Source organism: Subdoligranulum sp. APC924/74 (assembly GCF_003324125.1).
GTDB classification, from domain to species: Bacteria; Bacillota; Clostridia; order Oscillospirales; family Ruminococcaceae; genus Gemmiger; species Gemmiger qucibialis.
Genome location: NZ_PSQF01000030.1, coordinates 1 through 22,849 on the forward strand (window position 1 = coordinate 1; position 22,849 = coordinate 22,849).

Annotated in this window: 24 protein-coding genes; 11 read left to right on the forward strand and 13 right to left on the reverse strand. The window is 50.7% G+C overall.

The window, feature by feature from the left end:
* From C4885_RS08765 to C4885_RS17035, 5 genes are all read left to right on the forward strand, one after another.
* On the forward strand, positions 1 to 1,330 hold a 1,330-nt coding region (locus tag C4885_RS08765), incomplete at its 5' end, for a DnaB-like helicase C-terminal domain-containing protein (protein WP_113999961.1).
* 167 nt (positions 1,331 to 1,497) lie between these two features.
* Positions 1,498 to 2,853, forward strand: a complete 1,356-nt coding sequence (locus tag C4885_RS08770; RefSeq protein WP_113999985.1) for an ATP-binding protein — start codon at positions 1,498 to 1,500, stop codon at positions 2,851 to 2,853.
* 277 nt (positions 2,854 to 3,130) lie between these two features.
* Positions 3,131 to 3,457 carry an AAA family ATPase gene (locus C4885_RS17195; RefSeq protein ID WP_256359662.1) on the forward strand — a complete coding sequence of 109 codons (327 nt, stop codon included), beginning with the start codon at positions 3,131 to 3,133 and terminating at the stop codon, positions 3,455 to 3,457.
* On the forward strand, positions 3,433 to 3,717 hold the full coding sequence (locus tag C4885_RS17200) for an AAA family ATPase (RefSeq protein ID WP_256359663.1): 285 nt from the start codon (positions 3,433 to 3,435) through the stop codon (positions 3,715 to 3,717). The genes C4885_RS17195 and C4885_RS17200 overlap by 25 nt, the downstream gene beginning before the upstream one ends.
* Complete coding sequence (locus tag C4885_RS17035) at positions 3,624 to 3,887, forward strand: hypothetical protein (RefSeq protein WP_242979524.1); 264 nt, start codon at positions 3,624 to 3,626, stop codon at positions 3,885 to 3,887. Before C4885_RS17200 ends, C4885_RS17035 begins: the two co-directional genes overlap by 94 nt.
* A gap of 269 nt (positions 3,888 to 4,156) precedes the next feature.
* Here C4885_RS17035 and C4885_RS08780 read toward each other — a convergent pair whose 3' ends face one another.
* The 10 genes from C4885_RS08780 to C4885_RS08820 form a co-directional block, all read right to left on the reverse strand.
* Positions 4,157 to 5,506 carry a zinc ribbon domain-containing protein gene (locus C4885_RS08780; protein WP_147237810.1) on the reverse strand — a complete coding sequence of 450 codons (1,350 nt, stop codon included), beginning with the start codon at positions 5,504 to 5,506 and terminating at the stop codon, positions 4,157 to 4,159.
* Between the two features lie 258 nt (positions 5,507 to 5,764).
* Positions 5,765 to 6,496: a recombinase family protein gene (locus C4885_RS08785; RefSeq protein WP_242979522.1), complete on the reverse strand. Its 732-nt coding sequence runs from the start codon at positions 6,494 to 6,496 to the stop codon at positions 5,765 to 5,767.
* 72 nt (positions 6,497 to 6,568) lie between these two features.
* Entirely contained in the window at positions 6,569 to 7,717 is a 1,149-nt protein-coding gene (locus C4885_RS08790; RefSeq protein WP_113999964.1) for a site-2 protease family protein, read from the reverse strand.
* Positions 7,718 to 7,791: 74 nt separating this feature from the next.
* Positions 7,792 to 8,283 (reverse strand): hypothetical protein, encoded by a 492-nt coding sequence (locus tag C4885_RS08795; RefSeq protein ID WP_147237812.1) that lies wholly within the window; start codon positions 8,281 to 8,283, stop codon positions 7,792 to 7,794.
* Positions 8,229 to 8,561: a hypothetical protein gene (locus tag C4885_RS16295; RefSeq protein ID WP_147237814.1), complete on the reverse strand. Its 333-nt coding sequence runs from the start codon at positions 8,559 to 8,561 to the stop codon at positions 8,229 to 8,231. Before C4885_RS16295 ends, C4885_RS08795 begins: the two co-directional genes overlap by 55 nt.
* A 114-nt stretch (positions 8,562 to 8,675) precedes the next feature.
* On the reverse strand, positions 8,676 to 9,914 hold the full coding sequence (locus tag C4885_RS08800; RefSeq protein WP_158538850.1) for an OmpA family protein: 1,239 nt from the start codon (positions 9,912 to 9,914) through the stop codon (positions 8,676 to 8,678).
* A 110-nt stretch (positions 9,915 to 10,024) separates the two neighbouring features.
* Entirely contained in the window at positions 10,025 to 10,936 is a 912-nt protein-coding gene (locus C4885_RS08805) for a hypothetical protein (protein ID WP_113999967.1), read from the reverse strand.
* A 17-nt stretch (positions 10,937 to 10,953) separates the two neighbouring features.
* The gene (locus tag C4885_RS08810) at positions 10,954 to 11,400 is read right to left on the reverse strand and encodes a hypothetical protein (protein ID WP_113999968.1); all 447 of its coding nucleotides are present in this window, start codon (positions 11,398 to 11,400) and stop codon (positions 10,954 to 10,956) included.
* Positions 11,401 to 11,497: 97 nt separating this feature from the next.
* Entirely contained in the window at positions 11,498 to 12,094 is a 597-nt protein-coding gene (locus tag C4885_RS08815) for a hypothetical protein (protein WP_113999969.1), read from the reverse strand.
* Between the two features lie 97 nt (positions 12,095 to 12,191).
* On the reverse strand, positions 12,192 to 12,719 hold the full coding sequence (locus tag C4885_RS08820) for a hypothetical protein (RefSeq protein ID WP_113999970.1): 528 nt from the start codon (positions 12,717 to 12,719) through the stop codon (positions 12,192 to 12,194).
* A 177-nt stretch (positions 12,720 to 12,896) separates the two neighbouring features.
* Between C4885_RS08820 and C4885_RS08825 the strand changes: the two genes are divergently transcribed.
* From C4885_RS08825 to C4885_RS08840, 4 genes are read left to right on the forward strand one after another with little or no spacing between them, the layout of a single operon-like run.
* On the forward strand, positions 12,897 to 13,649 hold the full coding sequence (locus C4885_RS08825) for a hypothetical protein (protein ID WP_113999971.1): 753 nt from the start codon (positions 12,897 to 12,899) through the stop codon (positions 13,647 to 13,649).
* Positions 13,650 to 13,671: 22 nt separating this feature from the next.
* A complete protein-coding gene (locus C4885_RS08830; protein ID WP_113999972.1) occupies positions 13,672 to 16,119 on the forward strand; it encodes an ATP-binding protein in 2,448 nt (815 codons plus the stop codon).
* Positions 16,116 to 17,084, forward strand: coding sequence for a hypothetical protein (locus tag C4885_RS08835; RefSeq protein WP_113999973.1), 969 nt, complete (start codon positions 16,116 to 16,118; stop codon positions 17,082 to 17,084). Before C4885_RS08830 ends, C4885_RS08835 begins: the two co-directional genes overlap by 4 nt.
* Before the next feature lie 6 nt (positions 17,085 to 17,090).
* The gene (locus C4885_RS08840) at positions 17,091 to 17,447 is read left to right on the forward strand and encodes a hypothetical protein (RefSeq protein WP_113999974.1); all 357 of its coding nucleotides are present in this window, start codon (positions 17,091 to 17,093) and stop codon (positions 17,445 to 17,447) included.
* Positions 17,448 to 17,591: 144 nt separating this feature from the next.
* Here the strand turns inward: C4885_RS08840 and C4885_RS08845 are convergent, their stop codons facing one another.
* From C4885_RS08845 to C4885_RS08855, 3 genes are read right to left on the reverse strand one after another with little or no spacing between them, the layout of a single operon-like run.
* The gene (locus tag C4885_RS08845; protein WP_113999975.1) at positions 17,592 to 18,662 is read right to left on the reverse strand and encodes a hypothetical protein; all 1,071 of its coding nucleotides are present in this window, start codon (positions 18,660 to 18,662) and stop codon (positions 17,592 to 17,594) included.
* A 3-nt stretch (positions 18,663 to 18,665) separates the two neighbouring features.
* Positions 18,666 to 19,286: a TM1812 family CRISPR-associated protein gene (locus C4885_RS08850; RefSeq protein ID WP_113999976.1), complete on the reverse strand. Its 621-nt coding sequence runs from the start codon at positions 19,284 to 19,286 to the stop codon at positions 18,666 to 18,668.
* Positions 19,287 to 19,332: 46 nt separating this feature from the next.
* On the reverse strand, positions 19,333 to 19,830 hold the full coding sequence (locus C4885_RS08855; RefSeq protein ID WP_113999977.1) for a hypothetical protein: 498 nt from the start codon (positions 19,828 to 19,830) through the stop codon (positions 19,333 to 19,335).
* A 203-nt stretch (positions 19,831 to 20,033) separates the two neighbouring features.
* On the opposite strand from C4885_RS08855, the gene C4885_RS08860 reads away from it, so the two are divergent.
* Together C4885_RS08860 and C4885_RS08865 are read left to right on the forward strand one after the other, a co-directional pair.
* Positions 20,034 to 21,635, forward strand: coding sequence for a hypothetical protein (locus C4885_RS08860; RefSeq protein ID WP_113999978.1), 1,602 nt, complete (start codon positions 20,034 to 20,036; stop codon positions 21,633 to 21,635).
* Positions 21,636 to 21,650: 15 nt separating this feature from the next.
* Positions 21,651 to 22,817: a tetratricopeptide repeat protein gene (locus C4885_RS08865; protein ID WP_113999979.1), complete on the forward strand. Its 1,167-nt coding sequence runs from the start codon at positions 21,651 to 21,653 to the stop codon at positions 22,815 to 22,817.
* Positions 22,818 to 22,849 lie beyond the last annotated feature (32 nt).

Here is a 22,849-nt window from a genome sequence, read left to right on the forward strand (position 1 = left end):
CTGCCGCAGCGTTTGCCGCCGCGCCATTGACCCGGCTGTTGAACCGCGCTACCAGAACAGCCGCGGGGCGATGCAGCTGTGGAACAGTGCGGCTATGGAACGTGCGGCAGGGAAAGCACTGTTTGTGACGGAGGGTATTTTTGATGCCCTTTCCTTAGAGGAACTGGGATTCCCGGCTGTAGCGCTCTGCGGTGCGGCGAACACCGGGCGGTTGATGCAGGCCTTGGACGCGCGGGAAGCAAAGCCGGAGAGGGTGATTCTTGCCGGGGATTCCGACGCGGCAGGGCAGGGGATGAACGGGAAGCTGCGGGAGCAGCTGACGACGCGCGGGATTGGGTGCGCGGCGCTGGCTTTGCCGGGGGACTGCAAGGATGTGAACGAAGCATTAGTGCAAGACAGGGATGCGCTGCAAGCCGCCTGTGAGGCCGCTGCAACGGCGCAGGAGGTACAGCAGCAACCGACCTTGGAGGACGAGTTCCTCGCGTATCTGGGCCGCCGTGGGGGCGCTGCGGTGATGTCTACAGGTATCGCCGGATTGGACAAGGCGCTGGACGGCGGCCTGCACGCCGGTTTGACCGTGCTGGGTGCCGTTTCCAGCATGGGCAAAACGTCCCTGATGCTGCAAATGGCCGATACGCTGGCCGCAGCGGGGAGAAATGTGCTGTTTATTACAATTGAGATGTCCCGCATGGAGCTGATCGCCAAAAGCGCTGTGCGCGGCACGAAAGCGCGTGCGCGTTCCTTGCTGGACGGCAAGCTGCCGGAAGAAAAAGTGCGCGGTCTGATTTCCACCTATCGGAAAAAGACCGGCGGCAGGGTGGAGTTGTGCGAGCCGGACGCCCCGCTTACCCCGGCTTTTTTGGATGAAAAGGTGTCGGCTTTCTGTGCGCAGCACGAAAGCCCGGTGCTGTTCCTGGATTATTTGCAGCTTGTCGCCGCGGGGCGCGCGGGCATGACCGAGAAGCAGACCGCCGACGCCGCCGTCGCCATGCTCAAGCAGTTAGCCCGACGGTACGATATGCCGGTTATTGCAGCGTCCAGCCTGAACCGTGAGGCCTACCGCCCCGGCAGCGCCGAGCCGGGTATGTCGGCCTTTAAAGAGTCCGGCAGCGTGGAGTACAGCGCGGACTTGCTGTTGGTACTCAAATACCGCACAGATGCAGACAAGGAAATCAAAACCGGCCCGCGTCATTTGGTGCTGACTATCTTAAAAAACCGCTTCGGCGCGACGGGGGAGAGCATCCCCCTGGACTACGAGCCGGAGAAAGAACTGTTCCGGGACGGCGCTGCCAAAGCAGCCCCGCGCACCGGAAGAAACATCATACGATAAAAACCGGGGAGATATTATGTCATCATGACATAATATTTCTCTTTTTTGCATGGAAAATGTGAGAAATACCGGGAAAGTGGCTCATGATTTGTGCAAATTATATTGAATTTCACTTTGAAAATGTGTATACTGAGTGTATACGAAAAAAAGAGCGGGGGAAATATACCGTGTATCTGAAAAGAAAAGTAGACACGTTTCTTCGTGAATGGAAGGCAGACCCGGCCAGAAAACCGCTTATCATCAAAGGGAGCCGTCAGGTTGGAAAAACCGAGTCCATCCGGAAGTTTGCCGCAGAAACCTATGAAAGTGTTGTGGAGATCAATTTTGTCCGGGATGAAAAATATAAAGGCGTCCTTGCAGACGGCTATGAGGCAGCCTCTGTTATCAAAAATATATCGCTGATTGACCCATCCAGGAAATTTATTCCGCACAAAACGCTGCTGTTTTTTGATGAAATTACAGAATTTCCGGAAATTGCAACGTCCCTCAAGTTTTTCTATGAGGACGGTCGGTTCGATGTGATCTGCAGCGGCTCCATGCTGGGCGTGAATTATAAAAAAATCGAAAGCAACAGTGTCGGCTATAAAAAAGATTACGATATGTTCTCGATGGACTTTGAGGAATTTTTGTGGGCAAAGGGCTATGAGGGAACAACGATTGAAGATATGCTTCGGCATATGCGGGAACTGCGCCCATTCAACGAACTGGAGATGCAGGTTTACCATTCGCTGTTTTTGGATTTTTGCATTCTCGGCGGCATGCCGGCTGTCGTGACCGAGTACATCGCAAAAAACACCTTTGAAGGTTCTCTGGACACCCAGAGACAGCTGATTGCGGACTATAAGGAAGATATCCGCAAGTATGCACAGGGGCTTGACCAGACGCGCATACTGAATGTATTCAACCGCATCGCCCCGCAGTTGGCTAGGGAAAACAAAAAGTTCCAGATATCCAAGGTTGCCACCGGCGCAAGATTCCGGGATTACCGTGGCTGCGCCGAGTGGCTGGCCGATGCCGGGATGGTAAACATCTGTTACTGTCTGGAATTTCCGGAGCTTCCATTGGGCGGGAACTATGACCCGGATGTATTCAAGCTCTATTTTGCCGATACCGGGTTGCTCGTCTCGATGCTGGATGAAGAATCACAGGAGGATCTGCGCGCCAACAAAAATCTTGGCGTCTACAAGGGCGCGCTCTATGAAAACATGGTCGGCGAGGCTCTGGTAAAACAGGGGTATAAGCTCTACTATTATAAGCGGTCGGATTCTACATTGGAGGAAGACTTCTTCATCCGCTCGTCGTCCTCACTGATTCCGCTGGAAGTGAAAGCCAAAAACGGGCAGGCAAAATCCATGCGCACATTGATTGCATCGGACAAATACGAGGATATCCGGTACGGATTCAAGCTTTCTGCCGGCAATATTGGGCATGAAGAACATTTTTATACGTTCCCCTATTTCTGCGCTTTCCTGCTCAAACGGTTTATGAAGGACTTCCGCCCGCAGGAGGAAAATTGCGATTGATTTTACGAAGACAAGTGATTTCCATAGAGATATTATGACATCATGTCATAATATCTCTATGTTTTTACAACGGAAACCATAAGCAGGAGGGATGTGTGGCGGACAATCGCATGTACAACAATGCACAATATGGCAATTCACGATTTTACAGCAAGAAAAAATGGAAAAGCGGACAAAAATACGATTTGAAATGTTGCATAATCGGACAAAATGACAAAATATAGTATAATAGACTTGTAGAACAGGACAATATATTTCACTCAGGGGGATATCTGCCATGCAAACCAGCGACTGCAGGATTCTGTGGCGCACCGCTGCGAAAAAGATACAGGCCTTTTTGCAGGGCAGCACGCGCAAGGAGCTACTTGTCACCGGGGCGCGGCAAGTCGGCAAAACAACATTGATCCGCCAGTTGGGGCGGGAAGCCTTTCCAAATTTTGTAGAACTGAATTTTTTGGAAAACACCGCCGCGCGGAAGCTGTTTGAAACGGCTTCCGACAGCAGCGATTTTCTGCTGCGGCTCTCGGCCTTGGCGGGGAAGAATCTTGTGCCCGGCAAGACGTTGATTTTTTGGACGAAGTGCAGGAGTGCAAAGAGATCGTAACTGCCATAAAATTTTTGGTGGAAGAGGGCAGCTACCGCTATATTTTAAGCGGTTCGCTGTTGGGAGTGGAACTCAAGGACATTCGCAGTGCGCCGGTCGGCTATCTGGATGTTCTGGAAATGTTCCCGATGCGCTGTATTACTTCAACAGCAAAAAGCAGGGGGAACTGGACTTTGTCATTGAGCACGAGGGCAATGTGCTGCCCATTGAGATCAAGAGCGGCAAGGACTACACGCGGCACAATGCCCTGTCTGGCGTGATGGCAAACCCGGACTACCACATTCCGGCTGCGGTTGTCTTCCACGGCGGAAATGTGAGCGTAAAAGACAAGATCACCTATTATCCCATCTATATGATGATGTTCCTGCGCGAGCCGGATCTGGCGCAGGATTTGACCTACACCCCGGATTTCGGAGCGCTGATGGGGTAAGCAGCCATGCGTTGTATCGATGATTTGTAAAAGATATTATGACATCATGTCATAATATCTCAATGAATTGCCCCAGAAAAATAAGTGAGGCGCTGTAAAAAGAGAAATCATGAGCAGGGAATCCCGCTTGATTCAACAATCAGGTTGGATTCCCTGCTTTGCTGTAACAGAAGATGAAAAAAATAACGGTTTGCCCGTTCATGTTATAAACAGGTAAACCGTTATATGATAAAGATAACGCGGTATGGTAAGGGGCTCCATGCGCCGCCTTATGCGTTTACATTATCCTGATGGTTATACTTCTCGATGTTTCTGGTGACAGCCGCGCTGTATAGATCATCAAGGGAAGCATACCCGTAATAGAACCACTTCATTGTGGAATCGCTGAAGGCGTACTGCCGCAGGCCGGAATCGAAGGTGACGCGTTCCGCAGCGGTCTCGTAGTCGTTCAGGCTGCTGGCAACGGTACCTTTGCCGTTCACGCTGACATTCTTGAACGAGATATACCAGTAATAGGTGTTATCGCCCTCGTACCCCTCATCGGCAAAGTTCTGGTAGCGGTTGTGTACATTGATTTTATATACAAGGCTCACGATGTTATGATTACCCCAGGTGTTGTCTTCTTTCGGGGTCAGGATATAGTTTCCCATATACTCCATTCCGGTCAGGCTCTCGCTGTCGGCGTCCCAGTGGTTTGCTGCATAAGCCTTGAACGTGTCCTCCGCCTGTGCCTTCAGGTTGTCCAGCACTGTATCGGTCAGCTGCGCGGGCGCGGCGATGTACTCGTCCAGACCGCTGACGGTAAACGTCTTTTCAGTCTTGGCCGGAATTGCGCCGTATTTCTCAATGCAGTCGCTGAAATCTTCCCGGCTGCTGCTGGCAGTCAGGGTCACGGTATCGCCATTGCGCAGGCCGTCTGCAGTATCCAGTTTGTAGTGCAGGCAGCTTCCCGCTGCGGCAGTGGGAAGACTGTTCACGGTGGCCGTACCATGCGGCGCAGTACCGTTGAACTCGACCGTCACGCCATCGAACGCATCAAAGGTGTTTACCTTTTCCAGCCCGGAAACCGTGTAGACGATGTCGCTGTATTTTACCCTGACGCCGAAGAGCATCTCTGCCTCGTCCTCGCTCTCGTTCCAGCTGTAGGTGACAACATCGCCGTTGGACAGTCGGCTCGTCTTGTCGGCGCTGCCCGCGGCGCAATAGTCCACAAACAGTTCCGTCTCCGAGCCGTTGTAGAGGTCGGCGGCAAGACTGCTCAGGCCATAGGTGTTCTCCTTGTGGGCATCCATCGCCTTTTTGAAGCTGCTCGCGATCCGCTTGCCATAGTCTGCTTCCAGTTTATCGGTATCAAACGCAACGTCCAGCGTGCCAAGGGTATCATACCCATGCGCCGTGATCGTTACATAGCGCTGCAGGTCAATGGATGGCTTGCGGTTGGCAAGCCCGACGCCGACGACTGCCAGCAGCGCTGCGGCCGCAACCGGAAGTGCAAACCTCCGGGGGTTCTTTTTCGCGGGCTTTTCTGCTGCGGCCGCGCCGTTCTCTGTACGGCTTCCGCAATAGGGGCAGAACGCCAGATCGTTGTCAATCTCTTTACCACAATGTGTACAAGTCATTTTGGATTCCTCCTTGTTTTTGTGCCGGTTGTTTTGCCCGGCTTGCCTGATCTTTCTTACACCATTACTATAGGGGCTGCTTTCTGCAATGTTAAAACCGATTTCAAAAAAATCTGCCGCGCACAAAAAAATAAAAAGGAGCCGTTTGCGGCTCCTTTTTATTCGGTATCCGATTTATGTTTATTTGTCCCTGCATCTGTACAATAGAGGGGGCAGAGAAAAGCTAAACGGCGCGCCCAAAGATCATATAGTATGGTGTCATACCATCTCCCGCAGTTCCCGCTTATATTTGTAATAGGTATTGCGGGCAATGCCGATCAGTTTGATGCACTCGGCATCGGTGAGGGTCCCGCCGAAATCCCGGCTGTATTTTTTGATCTGCTCCTTGCAGGGGGCAGATTTTTTTATGTTCAGTTTGCGGCCAGGCTGCTGCCCGATCTGCCTGCCGTTCAGCCGGGCGGTCATCAGCCCCTCGCGGGTGCGCTGGTGCAGGTCGTCAACCTCTTTCTGCGCCTGGGCAAAGGCAAGGCAGATCTGTTCGGCGGCAAGGTCGGCAGTGTAGCGGTTCAGTGCATCCATGATGCCGCAGACAAAACGGTCGGTTGCATCGCTGCCGGTCTGGGGCGCTGCGCCGGGCTGCCGCTGCAGGGCCTGCCTGTAGGTATCCGTGTTGATGTGTGGTTCCTTCAAAAAACACAGGTTCACGCCGCGGTTGTACAGCTCCCTGTACAGGGCGCAGCCCTCGTCCGCGCTGCGGCTCATGCGGGAAACACTGTCGAACACGATGGTGTCCCCCGGCTGCACGGCGTGCAGCAGTTTGTCCAGCTCTTTGCGGCCCTGGCAGGCTGTGCCGGTGTAAATTTCACGGATGATGTGCGCTGTGGGGTAAGCGGCGGCAATGTTGCGCACCTGGCGCTCTATATTCTGGCTTGGTGTAGAAATACGGCAGTACCCAAACACGGACATGGCAGTATCACCTCTGACGTTCATCTGATTTGATACTTCATTATACCGGTGCAGATTAGCATCTGTCAATAAAATTTGATACTTATTTCAATAACCTTACTTTTGATACAAATAAGAAACAAAAATTAGTTCAAGTAAAACGGGAGCCGTCAAGTACGACAGAAGTAAGCAAAATCCGATGTTGAGAATGGCCGTTGGTAAGCTGACAGCCAGCAATTCAAAGCCGAGAGATTTTATCATAACAGGCAGCAGACAGAATGTGCTTAGCATCCGGGCCCAGCAGACACTGTGGCGACTGGGAAGCAGTAGAGCTGCCATCACAGTTAGTACAAGAACAATCAGAAAAGAAACCCACCACGGTAAGAAGCAGAGGGCATACCCAACAGCTAAGACGGCCCAATTTGCAGCAAGGCCGCATAACACGGTGCCAAATCCGATTTTGAGTTGATGAGGGAACATGTCATGCAGGGAGACACCGTCAAATCCGGGAATCGGCAATAAATTGATGCAACCTAGTGTGTAGGAGCAGACTGCCAGATACAGCGAGTCACTGCTCTGTGAGGAAATTGCCAATAACAATGCTACAGATCCCGCAAAAAGATTGGCAAGCGGTCCAGCAACGCTTATTCCCACATCAGCCGAGACGGTAGCATAAGGGAGAAGTGAGAAAAAGGCTGCCCCGAAAGGAAGAAAACGATAAACCCCGACACCAAAGGCATCCGCAGGAATGCCGAAGCTGGAGCCTGCCCATGCATGGCTTAGCTCATGAAGTACTATATTAAACAAAAGCGCGGCCGGTGGCAGCAAGGCAGAGTATCCACTCAATGGGGGCAGGGAAGACAAACCACCATTGATGGTGACCACAACAGCAGTAAGAACAAGAAGCGGAAACCACAGCCACTGCAGTAGTTTATAAAAAAGTATTGGAAGAAAACTATGCCCAATTGGACAGGGAAACAAAAACAAAGCCGTCCCAGGCTCGTCATGCAAAAACGTTGGCTTTTGTACCTCATTTTGCAGCAGACCGTTTCGGTATAGCTTTTTCAATCCATTGAACAATTCTTCTTTTGACAAGTTGAGTCCAGTGTTTTCACCAGGCCAGCTTTCCCCATCTAAAGAGAGCAACAGCAGCGCCTGCTTTAGCGGCAACTTATACCGCCGACCATTATGAGGATTAAATACCCGAACATAATTCCCGACCTGCTGAAACTGTAAATCAGACAATCGGTTAGGCATAGAATTCATTGCATAGGGGCCTCATTTCCATTTTGATGTGTTTATTTTATGAGAAAGTCTGAAACCTTGATGGCAGAAACATATCAAGACTCATCATATTTGCATAGAAGCTCACCAGTTTCGCCAGAGATAATTATATTGAACGTCTGCGAATCATAACGATAAAGATCACTCTTTTGTATGCCGTCTGTATATGCGATGTGGATCAGGTCCAGCAGCTTTAGATCAATATCAGCATGACAAGGAAGATAAGCCAGCGTTGAGGCCTTTTTAATTGCTGCTCTGGCGATTAACTGGCGTTCAGCATTACTTTCTGCTGTGACAGCTAAGGACCAATACACAGATATTTCACTATAAAAAAATAAGCAAAGGTCCTGAAGACACTTCGGCAAATCGGATACCTGACGGCGTCTGCCAAAGCCGATTTGCTTCAAATCGAATGTGTTGAAAGAGTGAAATTTTTCAGCCATTTGCAGTACAGGTTTGGCAAACTCTTTTGCTGAAAGGGGATATAGTTCAGCTAATGGTTTATCGTCAGATTTTTTTGCAGTAGGCGGATCAAGTTTTGACCACAAGATGAAAAAACCTCACTGTCACTGGAATTGTAAAAATAAATATCACCAATGTCTGTGGTAAGAGTAATACCCCACCACTGCCGGTTTGAGCACTGGCACTCTGGCAATGTGTGCATTGTAAAAAAATCTTTGAATGCAGTAAAAATATTTGCCGTTGCGTCTGGAGAAAGAAGCTCTCTCGTTTCTTCTGTATCTAAAATATTAGATTTTTCAAAGCGAACGCTGCCATCACGGCTTATTTCCAGTGTTTGCTCTTCAGTCACACGGGAAAAGCTCATTCTTGGAGCGCCTGTTTTTATTTTGAGTTTTACTAAATTGCCCTTGAACAATTTGTTACTATGAAACGGAAAATCACACACACAAATCACCATCCAAAACAAAATATGGAATTTTTAGGAAGAAATGGTTCCAATGCTCAGTAGTGTCTGCGCAAGCGCTGTTGACGTGTCAACGATATACACAGCTCGGTTTTGCTCTTCATCGTACGACCTTAGCGGCGTAGGAAAGGTTGATAACCCTAAAACTGTAGAGATAGCTTCTTGCGGAACTCCCCTTTCAATCAGAGCACTTTGCACCACCTGTGCTCTTGAAATTGAGAGCTGCATGGACGTATCCGAATCGTTACTTCCAACTGCCGCAACAGATCCGGCAATCAAAAATTGACCGTCGTTGGTACTGGCTGCACAAAGCTGTGCAGCTGCTTCATCCAGGGTTTGCCATGCAGCGCTCGGATTGGCAAAATCGGCACTATCGGCGTTAAATGCCAGTGTCTGTGTGTCTAGGGTCAGGGTTGGTTCCTCTGCCTTAGCTGCATCTGCAGAGGCATCGGGAAGGACGACCGCGTCAGGTTCCACATTAACCACCTGGATGGGGGGAACGTCATCGGCAGCAGCAGGGCCCGTTAACATGTCTTTTTTAAAGACTACGCTTTTTGCACCACACGCATCGAAATATGCCTGCCAGAAAGAAAGAAGACGGCTCTCCATGGAGGGAGATAAACTTTTTTGAAGGCCGCTGGTAGAGGTTAAGTATGCCCAAGTGACGTCTACATCTTCTAGAAGATCCGCCGAAAGGTAATTAAGCTTTAGGAGCTGACTGATGATCTCGTCAATGGAGGTAGCATCGCTCCAGAAAGGCGTCTCGGCAAAGTTTAACATGGGTGCCGTATTCAAGCCATTACAAAGGAGCATCAGGTGACGGGCCTGTGTATCAGAGGCCTTTAGCTCATTAGCCGCAAGTAAAATCGCTGAGAGCAAATCTGTGTCGGCATCGTCCGGCCTTGCATCGATGATTGAAGTACAGATTTCTTTGTACCATTTTTTGGACTCTGCAGTTGCATAAGTCACGTTTTTGGCGGTAGAGTCAAAACTAAATGTTGTGATTGACGGATTGCCGTCTGGCACGATAAGAATACTCCGGTCACCGTCTTGTGGAGTATCCACAAACGAGGCAATAGCGCTACTATTCAACGCTGGTACGTTCGCCCCGTTCAGAACAATAAACGCCGTTGTAGTTGTGAGGTGTTCATCCTGACTAGCCGCTGTACGGTTGGTGCTGCAGCCGCAAAGGGAAATCGTGATGGCCAGCAGAAGAATAGTAGAGACCCATTTTTTAAAAGAAATAGCATTCATAATCAAAAATCCCCCTATCGTTGGTTTCCCCATTCAGTACACATACACTCTACCACCATTCAAAATCACAGTCGATAAAAGCGGAGAGAAAACTTGTGCAGGGAAAGCTATCAGGCTGTTAAATCAAGCGAAATGCCCGGCATGGAGTTTGAATCCGCAGTGGGAGAAGCTTCAGGTACTTCTTTGACGGGGTTGAGGTTGCCGTCCGCAGCCGGATCCCATGCAGGGAACAGCGCCTTTGACGTAGTAGAAATCTTTTGACGGGCGGTAGACCAAAAACTGTCAGACAAACCAGCTTGTGCCAAGAGCGCATTAGCGGCTTCAGACGTCCCCAATTCTTCAGCAAGGTAAATTCTGGCCTCATTAGTTGCTTCATTTACCTTACTCATCAATAAATTGTAGACGCGGTCAGCTTCGACATTTTCGAACTCCATAATGTCCAATTGAGCAAAGTCGCGATTGACTTTATCAATGGTATTTTTTACGCTTGCAATATCCGAACTGATTTTAAGTTTTTCATCGAGAAGGCGCTGAATTTGTTCACCCTTAGGATCCCACCCCACGGACGTAAAGAATGCAAGGGCGCTGCTCGCAATAGGGATAAGAAGCCGACCATAGAAAGGAACATCCCCATCACTGGCCTGTTGACTCAAAACAGGAATCGCCATTAGCAGATATACAACATATGCGATAAGAAATGTGACAAGCAAACCAATCCCAATAAAGCGGAAGTTGCCTTTTGTGGTACCGGTAGCCTTGCGGTATTGGTTCAGAACAGTTCCTAAAAAGAACATGGATACGTCAAGCCCTAAAACAACGATAATACTGACAGATACCCCTCCCCAGAAAGTGTCATTTAAGCTCAACTGCGTGTAATAGTTGAGCTGAGTCCAGTCACACATAACCGCAGCTATCGTAGTAAGAAGAGAAAAAATACGGAAGCTCTTGACCGTATGTCGTACTTGCTGCGTGCGGCTCATTGTCTTAGGAAGCGCTGCGTTGATGTAGTGTGGAATGTACATAATATTCTCTCCTTCATTCAATGGTTGGTCAATTTGTCAATTTCTTCTTCGACTTCTCGCAACTGGAGTTGCCGCAGCTGGAGAAAGGACTCCATTTCACGTTTCTGATGTAGTACATCGGAATGAATCCTGTATGCAGACAGCAGGTTGGCATTATGCCGAGCCAATAACTTCTCATAGAAAAATCGTGCGGCCTTTAGCTCGGTGATCCTGTCTAGCGCTTTAGCGCTTGAGACACTAAGATTCATATCCGAAACAGCTTTACGTGCCTTTTCAAGCACATCGTGAACCTCTGCATCCGAAAAGATATCTGCATAGCCGTTCGGAACACTGGTACTGTCGCTATATCCAAACAAGAGATGATGGATCACATAATAGTGCTCCGGACCCTCTTCGACCCAGCTTACTGGCACTTGTTTGACTTTTTTGGCAAACGGCAATTTCAATTTATCGAAGATATTCATGATAACGACCTCCTTTTGCGATAAGCGATTTGACTGCTGACAAGTATAAATTTATCACCCTTCCGGATAACCCGCCACCAGCGTGGAGAGAAAAAACTCACGCTGCATCAGTGCTGTAATTTAGCCCATAGCGGCGCGCAATTGCCTGTGCATTAAACACATGCGGGGTTAACCGTGGGATTTCTTCAGCAATGACGCGAAAACTGGTGCCCTTACAGTATCGGGATAGCATAATATTGATTTTGGTCAGCACCTCCTTTACCTCGTTATCTGTCAGGTCAATCATTTCCAGCATGCTGCTTTCCATCTCAGCGGCTTTTTCTTCTGCTGCTTCCTTTTCTGCGGTAGCCTGCGCCTGCTGCTCAGCCGCGCGGCGCGCATTACGGGCCTCTTCGGTTGTGGAAATTGTTTCCGCCTGGTGTTCCGGCATGGGCGCAGCACTTTTTTTACGGGCAGCTTCCAGTTCCAAGCTCATCGGATGAAGCGTTTTTAGTAGATAAGTCGTTGCTGCCTGCTCATACAAAGTGGCCTCGCGCGTGGTCCGCTCAATAAAACCACCTGCGCACTGGTTGCTTTTACTCTGAACCTTTACTTTGCGGAGTACAGCATCCAGCAGGCCACGGAAGGCAGGGAAGAGGGGATCAACCCAAACCGGCTTTTCAATCCCACTTTTTTCTTTGACATACTTGATCATTTTTCATTCCTCCTGTTTCTTTTTTTTCGCTGCGGTGTATTTATATTACTGCAGATTTTTGGGGAAAACTATGGAAGTGGAGAGAAAAAAGAACTTTCTATTTTTCATCTTCTTTATCCTCAATAAAGTGGTGCAGAATACTGTCCGGGTCTTCCCATAACATCCGTAGATACGCGATAAATGCGCCAACCATGAGGTACTGAAAAAGCATCGGCGGCACGGTTGAAATGAATTCATTTATGATACTGGTTTGGATATTGGGAGCAAACAAAACCATTTTCATCTGCGTGAATAAACCGCCGCAGAGAATAATGACGACACCGATTTTTTGAAGCCTTGTCGGTGATAGAAACCATAATTTTGCGGCAACACTGGTACTGTAAATAAGTGTTGTAATGAACAAACCCAGAATCACTGCAAACAATCTCGGAATTTCTAAAGAAAAAGCTCCAACAATGGCAAGCCGCAGCAGCACAATAAGATTTAGTTGAACACACAGCGGAATCGTCTCAACAAAGAACGATGCATGAGGGTCTTCAAACAACGTCTTAAGTGCAAGGCGGATCCATCCGCAGCGGGTAAACGATTCACCATTTCCAACAGGGACAAGTTCGTTCTTTTTCATAGTGGACTCCTTTTTCGAATTTTTCCGGCCGGTATCATCCAGTATAAACATTCTGGTGAAGAAAACACGCAGGGTGAAGATATAAAACGATCATACGATTTATATCTTCACCCTGCGTGCTTTTTTTCAAGGGTTCCGGTATCATGGCATCATGATAATTATTTAGGAGGCAGCGCTATGAAAAAATGTAATAATCCATACTGTGAATGCGAGCAAACATTTTCAGATGACACGAAGCTCTGTCCGTTCTGTGGGTCTGAATTAACTCCTGTGGAAAATACAGCCCACTCCCGCATGCACACGGCAGATGAACTACTTGATTTTCCAGCTTCTCCCCCAGCTCTGCCACTCGTAACGGCCGGTGTATTAGGGCACACGGTAGTACGTGGAAGCGTGCTGGAGATCGATCATAGCAGTCTCTTTTACAGCGGATTTCATAAGTGGTGCAATGCAATTTTTTGTGGCGAACCCTGGCAGTTCGCACACCAATCGCAGGCGTACACCCTGAGACTTGAGGAAATCAGTCCAGATAATATTCCCGGCCGCGTGATAGATATCTGCGCGTTTGGTGATTTTCTGGGTCGCTTTTCCATCGGTGATGAGTTGGAAGTTCATTGTACCGGCACAAAAAATCGCCGCATTGCAAAAAAAATCATAAACAAGACAACGGGAAGTTTAGTACGGCCCGGGCTGCAAATCCCGGCACTGTTTATTCGGTTATTCAGTTTAATTGCAGCTTTGGTGGTCATTTGGCTCGCAGTAACTGGCATCAGGCTCGTAACCTCCGGCGCAATCGTTTCTTTGGTGTTTGGGGCTGTTGCTACTCTGCTGGGGCTGGTGTGGCAACTGCTAGCAGCGTTTGGCGGCAGCATCCTGGGTTTAATTGGAATTGTCATTATCATACGTTCGTGCCTACCCCGCAGAAAATAATAGAGTAGAAAGGAATTTACATATGTACAGAGAAGACTATCAACGCGCCGCACAGGCAGCCAATCAGCTTCTGCGAAGCAAGAACAATCGCTATCTCGACAGCCTTGACGCAGGCAACCTTGGCACTACACAAGCCATCGAACCGCAGGTGCGCAGTTGGAGCAAGCTTTGTGGCTGGCGGTTGACCGAGGATCCGCAAAAAGACGCGCAGTTGCCCGTGCAGGCCGCTGCGCATTGGCTTCGCACCGCTGCCCTGAACGGCAGTGATGCGGTTTTTTACCTGCAAAAAGCTGAGAACAATCTTTCTCTGTTATACGGCAGTGCACAGCCGCCCACTTTTTCCTCACTGCTGCCCGGCTGTCGGATGGAGCTGGTTCCATGTTTTTCGCCGGCCACGTACCAGATAAGCGGTATTTTAGTTGGCACACTGCATACTGAACGGCTGGCTGACGCCGTTGCGGCCGACACAGCCCTAAGGGACATCTATATTGCTGTGCTCAGCTTACCGTTGTCGGACAGAAATGTAGAGCAGCTTTTACAAAAGGATTCGGCACTTTTGGGGCAGCTGCGCGCCTATGCCACCGCAGACTATGTTAGCGGAAGTTCTACACGGCGGGTAGTGCAAAGGCCGGTCGGCAGCATTCCGCAGGCCGTAACCTGCCTGGAAAATGAAATAGATAACCTCCGTAAAAACCAGGGAACAGGGTTTGCCTATACAGCCATCCGATTTGGCGCAGCATCACAAGAACAGTATCGTCGGCTTCTGGCGCTGCTGACTGGTGCAATGCAGTCTGAAAATACAGAAGCTTCCTTTGAGCCGGTGCGCTGGTTCACTTTGTCTCCCACTGTCAGACCGTTGGCTATCCCCACCGCGGTGGAGCAGAACAAGGTCTTGCACATTGTTAGCCTGAACACTCTTCAGGATGCAGCAGTTGCCTGCACCCCGCCACAGCGCAGTTATCCTGGCTTCTGGTTGGAAGGTCAGAGTGATGAGCAGCTCTTCCCGGCAGTTGAAGCATTCCACAGCAGCGGCCTTGCAATGAAGATTGGAACTGCGATTGAAACCAGTGAACCGGTCATGCTTTCGCAGAAAAACATGCTGGGGCACATGCTGGTGGCCGGCGGTGCAGGCAGCGGCAAAACAACCACAATCAAAACGCTTCTGCTGGATGCGTACAAGAAGGGCGTTTCCTTCCTTGTCATAGAGGGTGCAAAAAAAGAGTACGCCGCTCTAAAAAGTGTCGTTCCATCGCTGAAAGTCTATGGTTCCGGCATAGATAGCCTACCGCTTCGTGTCAATCCTTTGGAGCCGGAAATCATGACCCCGGTTTCTGAACATATCACCGCCGTAACAGCGGCCCTATGCGCGGCTTCCGGAGGTGAGCACCCGCTGCCGGAGGTATTAGAAGGCGTTTTGGAATATACTTATCTTCAAAAGGGCTGGCGGTGCAGCGACATTGCGCATTTTGACTCGCACCGCCCATGGCCAACGTTACAGGAGTCTCTTGCTAATGTTGACGTCTGGATGCAAAAAAATGGGCAGTACGGCCCAGAAGTCAAACAAAATATCACTGCTGCTGCAAAAATGCGTCTGCGCAAACTCTGCACAGGCACATTTGCCGCGCTCTTCAGCCAGCGCACTGGTCTGACGGCAAAAGATTTGACGAGCGGCCCTGTCGTTCTAGAAATGTCGGATTTCTCCGGGCAGACCGCTGCATTTTTGAGCACCGTCCTTTTGTTCCGATTGCAACGGTACTTTATGCAGCAGGAGGAGACCCACGAACTAAAGCAAATCGTCGTTGTGGAGGAAGCTCACACAACATTTTCTAAAACATCAGACGAAACCGGGATTTCGGCATCCAATAACCGCCTTCTGGAAAAGCTTTTAGCAGAAGTACGTGCTTTTGGTGTCAGTATCTTAATCAGCGACCAGAGGCCGAGCGCATTGGCCGAGGGCATTCCGGCACTGACGCGCGTCAAGCTGGTTCATGCACTGGACGGTGCACAGGACCGCAGTCTAATGGCTGATTCCATGAATATGAACGAGCGCCAACGCCGTGAAATTCTCAATTTACAAGAGGGCGAGTCAATGCTGGCAGTCCGCGGAGAACGAGGTCTTATTCATTTGAAAATTGATCCGCCTGTGACAAATCACGATTTCAGTGCGGCCTGTCTGCTCTGCAGCAGTGGAACGCGCTGCCGAAGAAACATTGTTGATCCGCTGCTTGACCGGGTATCAATCGCTGAGCTCTATGAGTTATCTGCCTGCATAGCGGCCAGTTCGCTGGATGGCGCATGCATTGCAAGCGCTATGGACCGTCTGTTAGATAAATGCGGCGTAAAGGCCAGCGTAAGCGTTCGCCTTTGTCTTCTTGGACTTCTGTTGCGCCGCACCGATGTTCCGGAGCAACAGTCGCGCGTCATTACAAGGACATACCAGATGTATCAGCAAGAAGGGAGTAAACAATGAATGAGTTTTCTGAGACCAATGACACCAGTTCTGAAACCCGTGATGCGCAGCCCGAGGGCACATCATTTTCGGACACCTTCGAGGGAATAGAGACTTCCATGGAATTTTCCAATCGCGACGGTGAACTCCTGCCAAGTGGCAGCACTGCACTGGAGGAGGATTTTGGTATAGGGGAAAGCGATGATTTTGAGATTACAGACATCAATGCACCGTCATTAGAGCTGTCAGAAGTGAAAGAGGCTGAGGACCTTCGTGACGATGCTATTGCAAGGATCCTTGAGCAGGACAGTACATATTTACTGCCTGACAGTCTTGCCCGGCTTGAGGGGCATCAGGAAACGATTTCTATTGTTCCTTATAATAATGATGGTGTTTACGGCTCGCATAATTATGAACACGGCAAAACGGAAATAGAACTCATTAAAGCCCTGCCTTCAACTATGCGTCTTACGGCCATACACGAATATGAACATGTCGCTTCCTACCACAACGAGATTGTAGAAAAGCATCACAACAGCACACTGCACACAGTCCAGGTCGGTTTGCGAACCAAAGAGTATATTGTGGATCGCGATGGTGAACGTCTGCTATACCGCAATGAGGGCGAAAATTTAAACGAGGGCCTTACCCAGTATCTTACCGAGGACAAGCTTTCCGCCGAAGAACTTTCGATGGCGCAGGCAATGAGGATCTACCCATTTGCCACAGAAGCTGCTGCCAGTCTTTCAGATATTCTGGGAAGCGCCTCCATCAGAGAGGACTTCTATGAAGGTACAAGTCACATCCGTGATGCACTTGATGAGACACTTGGCCAAGGCACATTCCAGCGGTTCTGTTCCTGTCTCGATCAAGCTTCCGAATCTCCGGAATCTGACCAGCGACGCGAGGCCATGCGAGAAGCCAATAAAATTTTAAATACCCTGGCTGCCCGAAAGGCGGCTGAAAAGCAGAACAAGGAGGCTTGAAACACAATGGAGAACACATTGTTTGCCTATTTTGAGAATCAACTCTTTCCCTCTCCGGTGCAGCCGCAGCTGCGGGATAGCCTGCAACTGTTCTTGTATGACTGCTGCATTCCAAACAATGGTGACACCCCTTTTTATCGGCGTGTCGTACAGCGAAAACTGGATACCATTCCTCAGGATGACCGTGAGCGCTATTTTCAGCATTATGCCCAGCTGCACACTGTACAGGTGATTGCGGAAAATTTCTCCATCACTGGACAAATCGCTGAAAAAGACCGCCGTATTTTGTGCGGTCTGCTGCCAACATTGGAGCGTGCTGGGTTGCTGCGGTATGTTTCGCCGCTTTTGTGGAAGCAGCGCTAATATTATGACCTAATGCCATAGGTCACTATTTAGAATAAAATCTTTTCCTCCTGAACGGCCCTACTGTATAGATGTAAGAACAAAATAAGTGTAAACCATCTTATGATTACAAACAGCAAAGCGTTGTTTTTTTTCTGCTCTTTTCTATTTTTGCATCTGTTCCAGTATTCTTTTTAAAAGGGCGCTATACTGGCGGCGCTGGTAGCTTACAGCCGCCGCTGTCACATGCTGGTAAGCGGCCACGCTGCTGTCCTGCAGCGGGTGGGCCGGGGGAATGTCCATCAGCAACCGCAGGCATTTCGGTTTGTTCGGTTCAAACAGGTAATCTATGTAACTCTTCACAAAGATCTGACCCCATAGCAGATTCTCCTGCTTTTCCAGCAGGGCACAGTACTGCTCGGGCGGCAGCTCCGGCTTTGCGGTACACATGGGGCCAAGTACATCGGTAGTAAAGAAAAGCCGCGGATATTCTTTTATATCCCTGCTGGCGAATAGAGCGATGGCGCGCATGGCTTCGGTCGTGCGCTCCAAGCGATCCTGTATATTTTCCTGATTTGGGTCGGCCATATCAAACCCAGGGCTGTCATTCTCATCGTCTTCGGAGCGGTTCAGTGAGACTGTGCGCCGCGCAGCCGTAGCATTGCGCACAAGCGATTTTATGGAGTCCACATCCACATCCAAAATCTCGGCGGCGCGCTCATAGAAGGCCGCCGACAGCGCAGACGGGTCAATCCCCTGCTTTTCGCACAGTTCACAAAGACGCTTCCAAAGGCGCACCTCTCCACGTGTCAGGCGGACATCGCCCTGCTCACGCATGGATTGTTTGTTTACAGATTCATGCATAGCGTTGGCATAGATTGCATCAAAATACGCCAAAAACGGCTTGCCGGAATTGGCGTCATATTTGGAGACGGCCTTGCACATCGACTCGGTAAATGTTAGGGTATCCAGCTTTGTGCGCAGTTTGCTACGGCGGGTGTAGCGGGCATCCAGCAGGGTATCCTCATCCTGTAGCATGGCGTTTGTATCGGTATGCTCCAGCCGGTTCTCAATCTTGGAAAGGAACTCTTTGAATTGGAACACCAGCAGATACAGCTGCTGCCATTCGCGGTCATGCTGCAGGCGTTCCTCCGGCGGGTAATTCCATAGAGGGTGGTGCTCGATCTGCTCCCGCAGTGCGGCCTGCTTTTTGGTGTCCTTTGCGTTTTCCGACACGAGTCACACCTCCCGGTCAGGGTGCAGCATCATGCGGATAAATTTCTTCTTGTCCGGCAGATCGTCCTCGGCGGCCATATCTACAATGCCGTCCAGCGTGAACAGTGCGCTGATGTCGTACTGCTGCACCGATTTAACTTTTCCGTCCTCGCGGGTCAGTTCCCGGTAATAGATGCCGCAGACCTCGACTTCATCCAGAATTTTCTCGGCATAGTGCAGCGCCGAGGACAAAACCAGCGGGTAGGTCTTGGTGCCAAAGGTGGCGTCGGCATAGTAGCAGGCATCGCTTTCCATCTCGCCTGTCAGGGCTTCAAACAGGGCCAGCAGCCCATCCCGCTGCTGGTTTTCCGGCGTTGTCAGGTCGGTCAGGGCGCAGGGCAGCCCCAGCCCGTCCAGCTCCCTGCGGAAAATTTCAAGATTCTCGCTGTGGGGGCTGTTTTTCTGCCGCACAGCGATCACCTTGATCTCATCCCCCTGGCGGGCTGTGTCAGCGATCACCGGCGTGATAGGATAATAGTACGGTCTGACCGGCTTTTGGGGGCGGTAGTTTGCCGGCTCCGCTGCGTACCGGGAAATGGAAAAGTTGCTGTCCAGCGGAATGGCGGTGATATAGATACGTTTCATAATACATCCTTTCCTGCCGCCTGTCTGCGGCATGATGTTGTCTGTATTATAGCAAATCTGATGGCCGTTGAATACGACCATCTGTGGCTTCTGCATTTTTTGCGCGTTCTGCGGCGGTTATGGCGCCGATCATCAGCACCATGCCGGTCGCCGCCAGCACAAAGGCCGCCGCCGACCAGATGTCGTCCAGTGTGTTGTACAGGGGGGTGTCCTCCGCCAGCAGGTGCAGCACCTGTTCGGCAAAGGCCATGCCCCAGACCAGCGCCCCCGCAATGACAAAAACCGCCTTGTGGAGCATGCAGAGCTTTGCCGCGCCTTTATGGGCGTGCAGCATCTCCTTTGCGCTGCGGTCAGGAGTGCCGTCCGCCTGATTATACTTTTTGCGCAGAACGGCCAGTGTGACGGGCGGCAGCGCCGCCGCGATCACAAAGCCCAGCAAAAGGGCGGCTGCGCCCGCGCAGAAATCAAGGATGCTTCCCAGGCCGCTGCCGCTCTCCCCCGCCGTCATCAGATCCATTGCAACATCATCTTTTTCGATAAACATATTCTTTTCCTCCTGTTTCCGGCTGTTGTTTCCTTACACAGCTGCAATAGGGGCACGCTTTTGCAAAGTTAAAGAAATTTTTATTTTTTTTCTTTAATTTCTCCGGGCCGAAGCCCTATTCCTTTTATGAACAATTGAACCCCTGCCCCTGCCGTGGTATGATAAGGTGAGATTCTGGGAAAAAAGGAGAATGTCTATCTACTATGGATCTTGACGAGAAGAAAGCGGAAAAACGGGATACTGACAATTTCAAAATCCTGCGGGATGATTTTGTGAGCGGCTTCCGTAATTTCGGCTGTAAGGCCATCGAAGAAATCATTGCACACGAGCCCGCGCTCTCAGAGGAAAGCCGCTGGTGGAGCGACATTAAAAAGTACAACAGCAAAAACGCTCCCAATAGTATTATTGCCACGGACAACAAGGAGATCGATACCGGCAGCTTTGACGCGAGCGGCGTTGCCAAGTGGATGCTGTACATGTATACGGATGGGACGCTGAATACCTACCTGACAGGCGGCTGCAAGGCGGTCTCCATTAAAGACTGTTCTCCCTCCGCCTTCAACAGCGCCCTGAACAGCTACATGGCGCTGCGCAACTACACGGCGCACGCCGGCCCCAATGAAGAAAACCTGGACACCGAGGATTTTCTGAATCTGGCCTGCCTGGTCTGCTGGCTGACCGCGCATCTGTGCTGCACTGCACAGCAGGCGGCCCTGGCCCACATGCGGCAGGTACGGGACGAAATTGCCGAGGAGATCGGCCGGAAGATCGATCCGCGCGACGAGTACGACATTGCGTTTCATCAGGCCAAGCCCTGGCTTGAGGAGCACAGATCCAGGCCGGGGACGTCCGGCGGCAAGGGCGGCAGATCCCGCGCGGCGCACGGCTGCTCTTACGGCGAGGGATTGCCGTTCCCGTTTGAGAACGGTGATGTTGCCACGCCTTTTCCGGTCGGCCCGTGGGAGCGCCCGCGCAACGTACAGGCGATTTTCCCCAGCCAGATCGGCGCAGACTTTCCGCGCGTGTACGAGCATCTCTGCCCCGATATGCCCGGCGCGGAATTGGCGCAGGGGCTTTTGTGCGATGCCACAGGCGCCTATCCTCCGGAGGAGCTGCCGGAGATCGACTATGCAAGCCGCCAGCCGTTCCTGAAGGACATCGAGTTTACCAGAACCAACGGCGGAAAAACCAAAAAGGCGCTTGATCTGCTCACGAAAATTATTTATTACTACACCAAGATCACCTGGACCATTCTCTTTTTCTTTGGGAGCTTCGTCTTCGGCATGCTCGGAGCAAGGTCTTCCCACTGCTTTATGTTGGTCAATCTCCAGGACGGTCAGCGCGATGCCATCGCCCACATGTTCATTGACCGCTGCGCGCATGACCTCAAGAACCGCCGCTATCAGCCGCTGCTGGCGCCCGGCATTGCCCAGACGCTTATTTACTGGTATCTAAGCCTTTCCAAAGACCCCAATTTCTGGCTGACAAGAATCTGCCGTTTCGTCTACGATCCCCTTTCCTGGATCTGCTTTTTTGTGTTTGCCGGGCTGCTGCTGATGGATGCTGTGCATGCCGCCCAGACCTACAAGAAATACCGTCACCTGGAAAACACCCTCGGCGCCGCCGTGTATTTTTATCTGGTCAAGATGGCGCGTATTCCCGGCAAGCTCGGCTTTGCCCTCGGCCTTATGCTGATTATGTCCTACTTTGGGAATTATCCTTACCTGTATCCCATCATGGTAACGGGCTGGCTTGCCATGCAGGCCTGCTGCAGGATGTCGGATTTTGCAGGGGACAAAAATTAAAAGGAGTGAGCAGCTGTGAATGAACATGTTGCCGACGATATGCACGCGTGTATGGTACACGACTTTAATGACTACGAAAACCTTGTGATCTGCCGCAGCCTGGTAGCGCAGCTTTCCGGGCGCCCCCAGCCGCAGGGCATGGACTATGATTCCTACGCAGAGGATCTGTACACGGCATGCGGGTATCATGACTTTTGTCTGCGGGAGCTCCAGCTGTCGCTTTACCCGAAGAAGAAGGCTGCGCCTCCGCTTTACCCGGACGAGGCTTCCTCTTTTACTCGTATGCTCGATACGATCATCTCCTTTCTGTTTCATAGGCTGGATAATGACATCAACCACGTCAAAAATACTCTTTGTGCCGATGATATCAAAACCCTTCTTCTGCTGGTTGAGCTATTTGCGCGCGGCGCATCACGCGGCGAATTTACTAAAATTGATAAATTTACGGTGGGCAAGGCGATCATGGCTTCCTCTTATCTTGCCAAGTGCTACAAATATGGCGTCGGTGTGCCGCAGTCCTTCCATCAGGCCGCATTTTGGGAACAGTACGCCCTTAATCTGAACTACATTTACCGGGAATTCTACAAGGATTCCATCCATGATTCCATTCCTTTTTTCGATACTTCCGACTTACTGAATGAAACCTGCCAGTTGAGTGAATACTGCCACATACAGCGCAATCTGCCGGACGCCCTGTACTCCGATAGCGGCCTATGGGGCGCTATTTCCGACTTCGGCTGCATGCCGGCCGAGCTGGTAGCCCTAAGCAAAGCGGAGAAGCTGAACACGCCCCTTGTTTCCGCCAATTCCTCCCTTGTTATGCAGCTGGTTCAGAATACCTCGCTGGAGGAATTGAAGCAGATGGGGCATATGTACCTGAATTACCTCCGCCGCAATAGCAGCAAAAAACCTGTGGAGGACTGGCAGATGGCCGTAAAATATTATTACGCGGGCGCCGCGCAGGGCGACGCCGAATGTGTCGCCGCCGTCGGCTACTGCTGCGAGATGGACCCCCGCGGTTCAAACCTGCCGCTGGCGCTGGCATGGTACCAGCACGCCGCCAAGGCCGGCAGCGTGTGGGCGATGGAGAAGGTGGCCACCTTCTATGAGAACGGCTACGGCTGCGCCGCCAACCGCGCCATCGCCGATGCCTGCCGCGAGACCCTGAAATATATGCACTAAACAAGAGAAAGTCCCCGGTGAAGGGTTCTTCA

What these genes read in the sequence shown, in the direction of transcription:
- C4885_RS08835 (WP_113999973.1), top strand. Translation starts at nt 16,116, where the DNA reads ATGAATGAGTTTTCTGAGACCAATGACACCAGTTCTGAAACCCGTGAT.
- C4885_RS08850 (WP_113999976.1), bottom strand. Translation starts at nt 19,286, where the DNA reads ATGAAACGTATCTATATCACCGCCATTCCGCTGGACAGCAACTTTTCC.
- C4885_RS08800 (WP_158538850.1), bottom strand. Translation starts at nt 9,914, where the DNA reads ATGAATGCTATTTCTTTTAAAAAATGGGTCTCTACTATTCTTCTGCTG.
- C4885_RS08810 (WP_113999968.1), bottom strand. Translation starts at nt 11,400, where the DNA reads ATGAATATCTTCGATAAATTGAAATTGCCGTTTGCCAAAAAAGTCAAA.
- C4885_RS08855 (WP_113999977.1), bottom strand. Translation starts at nt 19,830, where the DNA reads ATGTTTATCGAAAAAGATGATGTTGCAATGGATCTGATGACGGCGGGG.
- C4885_RS08780 (WP_147237810.1), bottom strand. Translation starts at nt 5,506, where the DNA reads ATGACTTGTACACATTGTGGTAAAGAGATTGACAACGATCTGGCGTTC.
- C4885_RS08805 (WP_113999967.1), bottom strand. Translation starts at nt 10,936, where the DNA reads ATGTACATTCCACACTACATCAACGCAGCGCTTCCTAAGACAATGAGC.
- C4885_RS08825 (WP_113999971.1), top strand. Translation starts at nt 12,897, where the DNA reads ATGAAAAAATGTAATAATCCATACTGTGAATGCGAGCAAACATTTTCA.
- C4885_RS08815 (WP_113999969.1), bottom strand. Translation starts at nt 12,094, where the DNA reads ATGATCAAGTATGTCAAAGAAAAAAGTGGGATTGAAAAGCCGGTTTGG.
- C4885_RS08790 (WP_113999964.1), bottom strand. Translation starts at nt 7,717, where the DNA reads ATGAATTCTATGCCTAACCGATTGTCTGATTTACAGTTTCAGCAGGTC.
- C4885_RS08785 (WP_242979522.1), bottom strand. Translation starts at nt 6,496, where the DNA reads ATGAACGTCAGAGGTGATACTGCCATGTCCGTGTTTGGGTACTGCCGT.
- C4885_RS16295 (WP_147237814.1), bottom strand. Translation starts at nt 8,561, where the DNA reads ATGAGCTTTTCCCGTGTGACTGAAGAGCAAACACTGGAAATAAGCCGT.
- C4885_RS08860 (WP_113999978.1), top strand. Translation starts at nt 20,034, where the DNA reads ATGGATCTTGACGAGAAGAAAGCGGAAAAACGGGATACTGACAATTTC.
- C4885_RS17195 (WP_256359662.1), top strand. Translation starts at nt 3,131, where the DNA reads ATGCAAACCAGCGACTGCAGGATTCTGTGGCGCACCGCTGCGAAAAAG.
- C4885_RS08840 (WP_113999974.1), top strand. Translation starts at nt 17,091, where the DNA reads ATGGAGAACACATTGTTTGCCTATTTTGAGAATCAACTCTTTCCCTCT.
- C4885_RS08820 (WP_113999970.1), bottom strand. Translation starts at nt 12,719, where the DNA reads ATGAAAAAGAACGAACTTGTCCCTGTTGGAAATGGTGAATCGTTTACC.
- C4885_RS08830 (WP_113999972.1), top strand. Translation starts at nt 13,672, where the DNA reads ATGTACAGAGAAGACTATCAACGCGCCGCACAGGCAGCCAATCAGCTT.